Raw genomic sequence first — 12566 nt, forward strand, 5'->3', positions numbered from 1 at the left:
TTTTCTCCCCTAACTGGGCCGCCACCGAGGACTGGGCCCACCCCTGGCCGAGGCTGGCCGAGGCCAGTCCCCTCGCGTCCAACCTCACTGCCGAGTGGACCATGTCCATCCCCCTCCGCACCGAGTACGAACGCCGGGCCGCCCTCGTCGAGTTGGATGCCCTCGTCTCCGTCCAGCTCGGCATCACCGCCGAGCAGCTGGCGGCGATCTACCGCGCCCGCTTCCCCATCCTCGCCGACTACGAGGCCGAGATGTGGTTCGATGCCAAGGGCCGCAAGATCGCCGGCAACCACAACACCTACGGCTACGGCCAGACCAAGGACGACTACCTCCAGCTCCAGGCCCACCTGGCCGACCGAACCGGCGCGACCCCACCCCCCGAGGGCTATACCGCCCCCTTCTACAAGGCCGACCGCGTCGCGGAGATGACCGCCGCGCACGCGCTCTTCCAGGCCCGGGTGGACGACGCGATCGCCGCCGGCGCGTGGACACCGCCTGCACGTTCCGACGCCACCTCCACGGACGGGATCACCTCATGACGGACCGTCGGCTCATCCGGCTTCAAGTCGAGAACTTCCGCAGCCTGCGGAGCATCGACCTGCCCCTCGGTGAACTCACCGTCCTGGTCGGGCCGAACGGCACCGGGAAGACAAACGTCCTCAAGGTCTTCGGCTTCCTCGCCGACGTGATCCGCTTCGATCTGGAGAGCGCGCTCGCCATGCGCGGCGGGTACGACGAGGTCGCGTTCTGGGGCGGGTCCCGGCCGCCAGAGACGATGCGGATCGCCCTCGACGCCGTGTGGACCGACCGGGCCACCTCCACCGTGCCCGACGAGTACGAGCTGGTGATCCGCCGCGCCGCCGACCTGGAGACCCCCGAGGGCTACCGCCTCTCCCGAGAGGAGACCTTCGCCTTCCAGAGTGCCGAAAGCCAGGCTCGCCGCATCAAGGTCAACGGCGAGGACGTCACCGTCACGGAACAGGAGGAACGCGAAGAGCCACCGTTCGCCTGGCGTACGGCGTTCGACTCCCCACCGCCCGCCGACCTCGACGACTCGGCCCGCCGCAGGCTCGGCATCCAGCGGCTCTCCTCCGGCCTGTCCACCCTTCCCCGTCTGGCGAGGACCGAGGGCAGCGAGGAGGTGGCGACCGTTGCCCAGCACCTGGCCGGTTTCCGGGTCTTCGACGTGGACGTCGAGTCCGCCCGGCAGCCCTCCCGGTTCACCGGGCGCGCGACACTGGGCTCCGACGCCGCCAACCTCGCGGACTTTTTGCTCACCCTCAGCCTGCACCACCCCGACGCCTGGGCCCAGCTCGCGGAGGACGCCCGGCGCGTCGTCCCGAACCTCGACGAGATCGTCTTCTCCCAGGGTGGCAGCTCCGCCCGCGAGGTCCGGGTCGAGCTGCGCGAACGCGGGCTGCGGCACACCACACCGCTGGCGGACGCCTCCTTCGGCACCGTCCGTCTGCTCTCGCTGCTCGCGCTGTTCCACGATCCCAACCCGCCCGCGCTCACCTGTATCGAGGAGATCGACCACGGCCTGCACCCGCACGCTCTCTCCCTGATCGTGGAGCGGCTCCGCGAGGCCAGTCAGCTGAGTCAGTACCTCGTCGCGACCCATTCACCGGCACTCGCGGACCGATTGCGGCCCGAGGAGCTGGTGGTGTGTGAGCGTGACGAGGACGGCGCCTCGCTCATCCCTGCGGTGGGTCTCGACCATATGCGGGAGATCGTCACCGCCGGAGACGGCCTGCCGCTCGGCGAGTTGTGGTTCAGCGGAAGCCTCGGCGGCGGCCTTGACTAGGCACCAACAGCCGTCGGGCAGGAACCGCAAGCAGGTGGTCGTGGTCGTGGGCGAGAGCGTCAACGACCGGGAGGTGCTCATCGAACTGACCCGGGCCCGCCTGGGCACGGCGACGGCAGGCGACTACACCTTCGTCCAGGACAAATCCGTCCATGCTCTGCGCGATGCTTCCGGGGCCGGCCTGGACTTCCGGGTCGGCAAGATCGTCTCACTGGCGAAGGCCCACGCGGCCCGTCAGCGCGGCACCCTGGCCGGGCTGCTGGTGCACTTCGACCTGGACCAGCAGATCGGGCCGCAGTACGACCAGATCCGCAGCCGGGTCGCCACCGCATTCCGATCGGGTACGGCCGCCCGCGTCGCCCTCGCTCTCGCCGCGGTGGAGACCGAGAGTTGGCTGTTGCTCTACCCGGACGCCTTCACTGCCGTGCACGCCGGCTGGAAGGTCCCTCAGCAGCAGCGTGGCAAGAACACGGCGCTGTCCCCGGATGATCCCAAGCGCATGCTCCAACGCGAGCTCGGCAAGCCCGTCTACCGTGAGTCGGACAGCCCCGCCGTGATCCGCAAGGCGATGGCACTGGACCTCCAACCCCTGGGCAGCAACCGCTCCCACCACGACTTCCTGACCGATCTGACCGACTGGTAGTCCGTCAGCCCACCGCCCCCGAAAGGCCGGAGCATCACCGTGAGGCCCACCCTGCAGGCACGCGGGCTCAAGGAGAGCCTGCTGCAGTACCTCTCCACCACCTACGCCCTCGTGGACGAGGGCGCGCGCGAGGCGCTGTACCGCTTCCTGGCAGACGACTCTTCCGGCATGTTCCGCGGGCCCTACCTCCGTATCCGCACACCGTTCCGCCCCGCCGACGAATCCTGGCGGCAGCACCTGGAATGGCAGCGGCCGGGTTTCACCCCGTACCTGCACCAGGCCCGCGCGTTCGCCCGGCTCACGAGTGCACACGGCCACACGCCGGAGCCCACCCTGGTGACCACCGGCACCGGCTCCGGCAAGACCGAGGCCTTCCTTTACCCGGTGCTGGACCACTGCGCCCGCGCGAACCGGGAGACCGGCCACAGCGGCGTCAAGGCACTGTTCCTCTATCCGATGAACGCTCTCGCCACCGACCAGGCAGAACGCATCCAAGGTCTGCTGACCATCAACAGCGAGCTGGAGGGTCTGCGCGCCGGCCTGTACATCGGGGAGAAGGCCGGCACCACCTACACCAAGGTCGCCACCCGTCGCTCGGAGATGCAGGTGTCCCCGCCCGACATCCTTATCACCAACTACAAGATGCTCGACCTCCTGCTCCAGCGCCCGGATGACGCCGCAATCTGGCGTGACTCACAGATCCGGTACGTGGTGGTGGACGAGTTCCACAGCTACGACGGCGCCCAGGCCACCGACGTGGCGATGCTGCTGCGCCGACTGGCCGCCGCGGTCGGTGCCTCCCGTCCGGGGGCGCCGCTCGGTTCGATCTGTCCGGTCGCGACCTCCGCGACCCTGGCGTCCGGTACCGACAACGAGGGCTCCGCCCGTCTGCTGGAAGTCGCCACCGACGTCTTCGGCACTCCCTTCACTTCCGAGGCCGTCATCGGCGAGGACCGGCTCGGTGTCGAGCAGTTCCTGGTCACGCCGAGCTTCGAAGAGCGCCGTGACATGCTGCTCCCGACCCCGGACGAGATCCTCGCCCTGCGCCCGCCCAAGGCCGATCCCGCGGACGAGGGCCTGCTCGATCTCATCGAGCTGGTGACGGGCGAGCGCGACGCCGACCCGATGCGCCTCGGTGAGCGTCTGCGCAGGCACCGCTACACCCGGGCCCTCCTGCTGACGCTGAACGGCGAGCTCAAGTCGACTCCCGAGGTGCTGGATCTGCTCGGGTGGAACGGCGCGGCCAGTTGGGACGAGACGATCGCATTCCGTCCGGAGCGGGCCGGCGAGGCGCTGGCCCGTTTCGTCGCGCTGCTCTCCTATGCGCGCGCCGATGCCGACGGCCGCCCCTTCGTCTCGATCGAGGTGCACCAGTGGGTGCGCTCGATCAGCCGGGTGCTGCGCGGGGTGCTGGCGAGTGGAAAGGCCGAGTTCCGCTGGGACTCCGCAGGGCAGGCAGCGGTGGCCCAGGGCGCCGACCGGACGGCACCGCTCACCACGGCGACCTCCGGCCAGCGTGCCAACCTCTTTCTTCCCGCTGTCTACTGCCGCGACTGCGGACGCTCCGGCTGGGCGGTCTTCTCGCCCGAGAGCGACAACCTCGCCGTACAGTTCGACAGTGTCAAGATCCGGCGGGCGACAGCCAGCCAGGACAAGGCCCGAGTGCGCAACCTGATCGCCGCCACCGACGGAGAGGCACGCGAAGGCTCCGGCGCGGCCTCGATGAGCCGGACCGGCACCGGCGCCGGGCTGCTGATGATCCTTGACGGGTCGAAAGGCCGGCTCCGGCTGCCGGACCCGGTGCGCGACTACGACCAGGCCACCGGCGCACCGCAGCTGACGGACGGTGACTCCACGTTCGTACTGGTCCACCTGTCCGACACGGCCGACACCGCGGCCCGTGAGGACTGGTGCCCGGCCTGCACCGGACGTAACGCCATCCGGTATCTCGGTACCGGCTCGGCAGCCCTGGCGGCAGCCTCGATCACCCAGCTGTTCACCGGTGGCGAGCTCGACCAGAACGCCGGCGAGGACAAGACCCTGATGTTCAGCGACTCGGTGCAGGACGCTGCGCACCGGGCCGGATTCGTCGCCGACCGCTCCTACACCTTCTCGCTGCGGGCACTGCTCACCGACCATCTCTCCACCGAGCGCCCCACCGCCCTCAACGACCTGGTCGCCAACGTGGTCGAGGCCACCACGGACCCAGACACCCTGGCCGCCGTCGTGCCGCCGGACCTGCACGGGCTGCGGGGCGTCGACCGGCTGCTGTCCGGCGCCGGACGCGGCGGCGATCTGGCCACCTGGCGGCTGCTCGGGCAGCGGCTCGCCTTCGACACCCTCATGGAGTTCGGGCACCGCTCACGCAACGGCCGCACCCTGGAACTGACCCGCACCGCCGCCGCCCAGGTCCGTATCCCCGACCCGGGTGCCGTCATCGCCGCCGCCCGTGCCGCACACGAGCAGGCGGTGGAAGGCAAAGTGCCACTCGTCGAGCACTCGGACGCCGACTACCTCGCCCTGGTCCGCATCCTGCTGGAGCGGGTACGTACCCGCGGTGGCATCACCCATGCCTGGCTGGCCAAGTACCTCGACGAGGCCGGCACCAGCCGCTACCACATCTGGGGAAAGCGCCCCGAGGGCATGCGTGCCTTCCCCAGAGGCATCGCCGCCCCCGTCTTCCTGCTCTCGGCCCACAAGAAGGACAGCGAGTTCGACTTCGCCGCCGGGCGGCTGTCCTGGCCCGAGCGCTGGGCAGGCAGAACCCTCGGCATCCCCCGCGAACTCGCTGCCGTCTTCTGGCAGCAGCTGCTGCCCGCGCTGGTCGGCCTCGGTCTGCTGGCTGTGCGCACTCCGAAGGACAGTTCGCTGCGCGTGTACGGGCTGCTCCCGGGCCACATCGCCGTGCGGCTGCTGGCCGACGAGGAGGCGAACACCGCTTTCGTCCGCTGCCCTGACTGTCTGTGGGAGCAGACCGTCGACCCCGAGCTGCTCGACCAGTGGCACGGGGCGCCCTGCCCCGGTTACCGCTGCCGAAGCGGGAAACTGCTCGCGGGAGACCGTGGTGAGGAGTCCGGCCGGCACCGCCGGGACCGTGACTTCACCAAGGACTACTACCGCCGCCTCTACCGCGACGCCGGCACCTACCAGGTGGTCACCGCCGAACACACCGGTCTGCTGACCCGCCCTCAGCGCGAGAAGGTCGAGAGGGCGTTCAAGCACCGGGCCGGGTTCAAGGACCCCAATGTCCTCTCCTGCACCCCCACGCTCGAGATGGGCATCGACATCGGCGACCTGTCCGCCGTCATCCTCGCCGCCCTGCCGCGCCGCGCCGCCTCCTACGCCCAGCAGGCGGGCCGTGCAGGGCGGCACACCGGCAACGCCTTCCTGCTCACCATCCCGGACCGCCGCCGGCGTGACCTGTACTTCCTGGAGCAGCCGAAGGAGTTGATCGCGGGCACGATCACCCCGCCGGGCTGCTACCTCTCCGCGATCGAGATCCTGCGCCGCCAGTACCTCGCCCACCTGCTCGACCTCGCCGCGGCCGGACGCCTCGCCCGGGAGGTCCAGGGTGAGAGGCTGCCGCTGCGGGCGCTACCACAGAAGGCCGGTCAGCTGTTCGGGCCATCGGGCTACCTCGAAGACCTGATCGCCACCGTTCTGCCGCCGGGTGAGGCACTTGCGGCGGGGTTCCTCGCCCTGCTGCCCACCGGCGTGAGCGAGCAGTCGCGGCAGAGCCTCCTCGCCTTCGCCCGAGGTGGGCTGCGCTCCCGCATCGAGGAGGCCGAGCGCGGCTGGTACCGGGGCCGGCAGAGCCTTCGCGACCGGCTGGCCGCCATCGCCGAGGCCGTGACGGACCTGCACGACACCGACCCCGAGCAAGCCCGCCAGAAGGCAGAGCTGGAGGCCGAGCAGCGAAGCCTCGGCAGCCGCCTCGCCTCGCTCGACCAGGAGCCCGCCCAGAGCACGCTGTGCGACCTCGGGCTGCTGCCCAACTACGCCCTGATCGACTCGACCACGGTGCTCTCCGCCACCCTCTACGGTGAGGACGGCGTCGACCCGAAGACCGGGAAGGTCAAGTACCGCTCCAAGCCGGAGGAGTACGAGCGCCCGCGCAGGCTCGCGCTGTCCGAATTCGCCCCCGGCAACACCTTCTACGTCAACGGTTACAAGCACCGGGTCACCGGCATCGAGATCACCAATGGTGGCCGCCAGGCCTGGCGCACCTGGCGCGTCTGTCCGGCCTGTGGGCACGTCCGTACCGAGAACGCAGCAGCCGATCGGACCCCGTGCCCGCGCTGCAACGGCACCCGTATCCAGGACGACGGCTGCCTGTTCCAGGTGGTCGAGCCCGCGGTGGTCACCTCCCGGGCCCGCCGCGAGGATGCGCGTATCCGGGACGACCGGGACGAGCGCGAGCAGCGCTCGTACACCCTGACCGACGCGGTCGACATCGACCCGGCCACCATCGAGCCCGGCGCCTGGCGGCACACCACGGCGACCTTCGCCGTCGAGTACACCCGCAGTGCCTGGATCCGCCGTTTCAACCTCGGGCCGCTGCGTTACGACACCCCGGCCCGTGACGCCTTCGCCGGGCAGGAGGTCCGGCTCAACCCCTTCCACGTGTGCACCGGCTGTGGTGCGGCCACCGCCGACGGCAAGCCGGTCTTCGACGAGGATTCCGACGCCGTCGAGGCGTCCACAGCAGCGGCGCGGAACCCGGAGCTACGGCACCACCGGCCCTGGTGTCCGCTGAGGCGCGGCAAATCCCCCAGGGAAAGCGGCGTCAGCCAGGAACCGGTCGTGCTCGCCCATCAACTGCCGACCGAGGCACTGCGGGTACTGCTCCCCGCAGCGGTCGTCGACGTCGACGCCAAGGTCCACTCCTTCCGGGCTGCACTGCACCTCGGCGTCGACCTCCACTTCGGCGGCGAGCCGCAGCACCTGGACACCACCCTCGCGGTGATGCCCGGCCCCACGCCTGGGGAGACCCGGCGCTACCTCGTACTCTTCGACCGGCTCCCGGGCGGCACCGGCTACCTGGACCGTCTCAAGGAGCCGGCGCCCTTCCGAGAGACGCTCGCGGCGGCCTACCGGCTGATCAGCACGTGTCCGTGTGCTGCCGAGAACCGACCGGCCTGCCACCGCTGCCTCTACCGCTACACCCCGGACCGTTTCCAGGACCTGGTCACCCGTCAGCAGGCGATGGAGATGCTGGAGGAACTGCTTTTCGCCCCGGGCGGCGGCGACGGCTGGGCGACGGACGCCATCGCCACGACTGCCGACGTCGGTTTGGAGGCCCAGGTCGACTCAGAGCTGGAGCGGCGCTTCCTGGCCGTGCTGCGCCGCTGGGCCAACGTCACCAAGGGCGTCTCGATGGACGAGGACGGGAACCTCAGCGCGCACCTTCGGCTCACCAATGACGAGGAGACCGTGCACTGGCGGCTGGTCGGCCAGAAGCGACTTCCCGGTACGGTCACCGACTTCACCTTCTCCCTGGTGGACGGTCCGCGCCGCGTCATCCACGCCTACCTGGAGGGGTACCGCTACCATGCGAGCCCCGAGCACAACCGGATCGCATCCGACGCGGCGAAGCGCACCGCCGTGCGAGCCGGAGGCGAAGCCATCTTCCAGATCACCTGGGACGACCTGGACCGATTCGAGGACCTGCCGGTCACTGGCGAGCCAGCCTGGCCGCCCTACCACGGCCAGGCGCAGGACCAGGCCAGGAACGCCTACGAACAGTACGGAGGCCGCCGCTCGGACTTCGGCGGCGCGGTCTTCGTCAATCCGCTGGAGACCCTGCTCGGCTATCTGCGCGACCCTGATCCCCAGCTCTGGGCCCGCCGCGCCCAGGCACTGGTCACTGGGCTCACCCGGCACTCGGGCACCCGTCCCGTGGCCCAGGCCTCGAGCCGGGAGGAACTCGTCGCAGCCATCCGACGCGAACTGTCCGGCCACGACGAGGCCGGCGGTGCCCCAGCCGCGCGAACGCCGATCGGCCCCGTGCACGTCTTCCGCAGCACCGACACCGCCGGGCTCGACCTGCTGGTTCTGCTGAACGCAGCACGGCCGGACCGGCTGCGCTGGAGCCTCATCGCCGTGCTCGACGACCGCCCGGCCGTCTTCACCGACGAAGCGGCGCACAAGAGGCGTTGGCAGGCCTGGCTCTACTGGACCAATCTCACCCAGTTCCTCCCCGACTCGGCGGCCGGTGGTGATGCCGTACAACTGGCGGTGAGTACGGGGGTCGAATTCGATCCCGAGGTGCTCGCTGCGTGCAGCGACCCTGTGCCCGACCAGGCGACGCCGTTGGAGCAGGCCGTGGCCCGGCTCGTCCGCGACGCCGCCTGGGACGAGGAGATCCTCGACCTCATGCGCGAGGATCCGGACGAGGCGCCGGAGTTGCTGCGGCTCGCCGAGCAGCTCGCCGACCGTGGCAAGCGCGCTCCGGTGTACGGCTACGAACTGGGCAGCGGACGCTGGCCGGCTGATTTCGCCTGGGACTACGGCGACGCGAAGATCGCCGTGGTGAGTGCGCGCGTGGGTGACGACGACCCTGAGGCCCAGCGCCGTGACGACGCCTACCTCGCCGCAGGGTGGACCGTCCTGACTCCCGCCGAGTGGCTGGCCCACATCGACGAGCTCACCGACCGCCTGCCGGACACCGATGCTCCTGAAACCCCCTCAGCTGACAACCTGGAAGGCAGTCTCCGATGACCGCTCGGCTGACTCTGTACCGCAAGGCCGAGGACGAGATCTACAAGCTTGACCGGCTGGTCAAGGCGAAGTTCTACGACTTCTGCCACATCTTCCGTCACAACCCCCACCACCCGGGCCTGCGACTCAAGAAGCTCAAGGGCGACTCACAGATCCACTCCGCGCGCATCGACCAGTCCTACCGCGCCCTGCTGACCCCGACCGGTACGGACGCCAACGGCACGTCGAGCTGGCTGGTCCTGGCCGTACGACACCGCAGGGACGTCTACCAGGAGCTTGAAGTCGCGGTGAACCGGGTGACCGGCGCGCTGGAGTTCGTCGACCTCGCCGTCGTCGGCGACAGCGCCCTGCGCCGGGCGGGTATCACGCTGACCCCGGTCGCTCCCGACCCGGACGAGCCCCCCGTGGAGGTGCTCGAGGCCGGACCGCTGGAGCCGGATACCAAGCGTCAGACCGCGCAGCCGCTGCTCGGCGAGTACGACGCGGACCTCCTGCGCGAGCTCGGTGTTGCCGAACAGCTGATCCCGGTCGCCCTCGTGGTTGTCGACAGCGATGAACTCGACCGGCTACTGGAGAACGCCCCGCTGCTCTCCAAGGACGTGCTGACCGGACTCGCCTCCGGCATGCCGGTGGAGGACGTACGCCAGGAGATCCTCGCTGCCCAAGCACTCGATCAGGCTCCTGATCCCGACGACTTCGCGGCGGCGCTAGCTCGCACCGAAGTCACCACCGTCGACGACGACGTACGCGCGAAGCTGGAGGAGGGCGACTTCCGCGCCTGGAAGGTCTTTCTGCACCCGTCCCAGGCGCGCGTCGTCGAGCGGGAATACAGCGGGCCGACCCGCGTCTCCGGCGGTCCTGGCACCGGAAAGACCATCGTCGCCCTGCACCGTGTCAAGTACCTGGTGAACCGCCTCCCTCCGGGCCAGGGCAAGCCGATCCTGCTGACGACCTACACGAAGAACCTCACCACGGACCTGCGGCAACGCCTCGCCTCACTGCTGGAGCCGGAGCAGCTCGCCCGCGTGGAGGTTGCCCACATCGACCAGCTGGCCGCGAAGGTCCTGGGTGAGAACGCCGTGCCGGGCCGATCCCGGCAGCGGATCACCGGCAAGGTCGCCCTCGACGAGATGCGTCAGCTTCTCGCCGAGCTCGGGGAGCAGAAATGGGAGGCGGAGTTCCTCCTGGAGGAGTGGGAGCAGGTCATCCTCGGGCAGGCCGAGCCCACCCGCTCGGCCTACTTCCAGGCACGCCGCGCAGGGCGGGGCCGGGGCCTGACCAGGCCCGAGCGGAATCAGGTCTGGCGGATTGTGGATCGCTTCACCGCGCGTCTGGACGACCGGCGGGTGGAGACGTGGAGCCAGGCGGCCGAGCGCGCCGCCCGCTACGAGATCGAACGGGCCCGTGGCATCGAAGAACGGCGGAAGGAGCTTCAGGAGGCGGGCAAGCTGGATTCCGTCGCCCTCGACGACCGATCCGGAGCACGGTCGCTCGTGAACTTCCGCTACCGGCACATCGTGGTGGACGAGGCCCAGGACCTCAGTCCGGCCCACTGGAAAATGCTGCGCGCTATGGCGGACCCGAAGCAGGCCAACGACCTCTTCATCGCCGGGGACACTCACCAGCGCATCTACGACAACCAGGTGGCACTCGGCTCCCTCGGTATCCACATCCGCGGACGCTCCTCGCGGCTGACCCTCAGCTACCGCACCACCAAGGAGATCCTCGCCGAGGCCCTGCGCCTGGTGGAGGCTCCCGGGATCTCGTACGACGACCTGGACGACGGAACGGACACCCTGGCCGGATACCGTTCCGTGCTGCACGGGCCTGCCCCCGAGCTTGTGCCGTGCACGAGTTGGGACGAGGAGCTGAACAGCCTCGCCGAGACCTTGGGGCAGTGGCGTGCGGAGTTGTCCCTGGACGACCGCGGTGCTCCACGTGACCCCGCAGGCCGGATCGCGGTATGCGTCGCAGACCGGGAACTCGTCAACGAGGTACGGCACCGACTCGGGAAAGCCGGTGTCACCTCCGCCGAACTCTCCAAGGACGGCCCCGTCGGAGACGGCATCGTCCATGTCGGGACGATGCACCGCTTCAAGGGCCTCGAGTACCAGCGCCTGGCCATCGTCGCTGCAGCGGATGGGGTCCTGCCCCGCAGGTCACACGAGCGCCTGCGCAGCGACGACCTGGCTAAGTACAACCGCGAACTGCGGAAAGCCCGTTCCCTACTCTTCGTGGCGGCCACCCGTGCCCGCGACACCCTCCGCATCAGCTGGCACGGGAGCCCCAGCCCATTTCTGAAGATCCCGGTTGAACAGGTCAGGTGAGTCCCCAACTCTCGGCTCCCTGCGGGCCAGCGCCTTGCGCGCCGTTCCTGAGAATGGCGAGATCATCGGGGTGGTAACAGCTCTGCGCGACCGGTATGGCTCGGGCGTTCCGAACCCGTCCGCCCGGTGGTGACCCAGTCGGTTCTTAGCCACCACCGACTCAACTGCCCTGGGGAGCGCACTTTTTACCCATCGCCGGTAAACGCGCCTGAGCAAGCTCTCAGTAACGGCCTGACAGCTCGATCCAATCAGCACACTTGCGTGATCATGGCGTATGGAAGGGTGTTAAGTCCGTTTCTGATAGCGACCACGCCCGGATCGGTCGAGGCATCCCTGACGAACGAGTCATCCCAGGCGGGAGCCGGTGACGTTGATCGAGGGCTCGTCGGTGGGCAGCCCGAGGAGTTTGTGTAGGTTCCGACCCCGAAAGCCCGCCCGGGATGCTCGTTGAAGGCGGTCACGATGCGCTGGCAGACGGTGGCGGCCAGGTTCACCTCGTCACCCCGGGCAGGGCTGGGGGGTGGTGAGGCGGCGGAGCATGCTGGCGGTGGAGGCCCAGTAGGCGCGGGAGGCGGCGTTGTCGGGCGGTGGTCGTGGCCGCGGGCGAGGCGCCAGTGGAGCATGAGCGTGCCGTTGGCCTGCTCGACCACCCAGCGCTTGGCCCTGGTTGTCGGGGTTTCGCCGGACCACCTCGATGGTGATGTCGTTCACTGCCCCATGGATGATCACGGCGTCCTAAAAGGCCTGGTCGACCAGGGCCTTCTCCAGGCGCGTCCCGCACCGTTCGGCCGCCTGGTCCAGCAGGGCGATGCCGGCGTCGTTGTCGTGCGCGCTCGTGGTCAGGACCACAACACCGATGGCCAGGCCCAGCACGTCGACGGCCAGTCCCCGCTTCCTGTCGGGCGCCTTCTTGTTCATTGCTGCGCCAAGCAGCCGCCCCAGCGATCGCAGACAAGCTACGACCAGCTGGCCTCGGCTTACGGGAGCGCGCCAATCGCCCTGTCAGGTTTCAACAACAGCAACTACATCACCGGGGTCGAATGACACATGCCCGAACCGAGGCACCAGCGGG

General features: G+C 69.5%; 6 protein-coding genes. 5 read left to right on the top strand and 1 reads right to left on the bottom strand.

Annotated elements, in window-relative coordinates:
* The 5 genes from ADK60_RS33000 to ADK60_RS33020 form a co-directional block, all read left to right on the top strand.
* On the top strand, positions 1 to 539 hold a 539-nt coding region (locus ADK60_RS33000; protein WP_159400688.1), incomplete at its 5' end, for a hypothetical protein.
* Positions 536 to 1804 carry an AAA family ATPase gene (locus ADK60_RS33005; RefSeq protein ID WP_053650631.1) on the top strand — a complete coding sequence of 423 codons (1269 nt, stop codon included), beginning with the start codon at positions 536 to 538 and terminating at the stop codon, positions 1802 to 1804. The genes ADK60_RS33000 and ADK60_RS33005, both read left to right, overlap by 4 nt.
* Positions 1805 to 1838: 34 nt before the next feature.
* Complete coding sequence (locus ADK60_RS33010; RefSeq protein WP_053650632.1) at positions 1839 to 2447, top strand: hypothetical protein; 609 nt, start codon at positions 1839 to 1841, stop codon at positions 2445 to 2447.
* Positions 2448 to 2486: 39 nt separating this feature from the next.
* Positions 2487 to 9167: a DEAD/DEAH box helicase gene (locus ADK60_RS33015; RefSeq protein ID WP_053650633.1), complete on the top strand. Its 6681-nt coding sequence runs from the start codon at positions 2487 to 2489 to the stop codon at positions 9165 to 9167.
* Positions 9164 to 11494 (top strand): UvrD-helicase domain-containing protein, encoded by a 2331-nt coding sequence (locus ADK60_RS33020; RefSeq protein WP_053650634.1) that lies wholly within the window; start codon positions 9164 to 9166, stop codon positions 11492 to 11494. Before ADK60_RS33015 ends, ADK60_RS33020 begins: the two co-directional genes overlap by 4 nt.
* 735 nt (positions 11495 to 12229) lie before the next feature.
* Here the strand turns inward: ADK60_RS33020 and ADK60_RS48545 are convergent.
* The gene (locus tag ADK60_RS48545) at positions 12230 to 12412 is read right to left on the bottom strand and encodes a hypothetical protein (RefSeq protein WP_234371411.1); all 183 of its coding nucleotides are present in this window, start codon (positions 12410 to 12412) and stop codon (positions 12230 to 12232) included.
* Positions 12413 to 12566: the final 154 nt, after the last annotated feature.

Origin of the sequence: Streptomyces sp. XY431 (assembly GCF_001279805.1) — a bacterium.
GTDB lineage: Bacteria > Actinomycetota > Actinomycetes > Streptomycetales > Streptomycetaceae > Kitasatospora > Kitasatospora purpeofusca.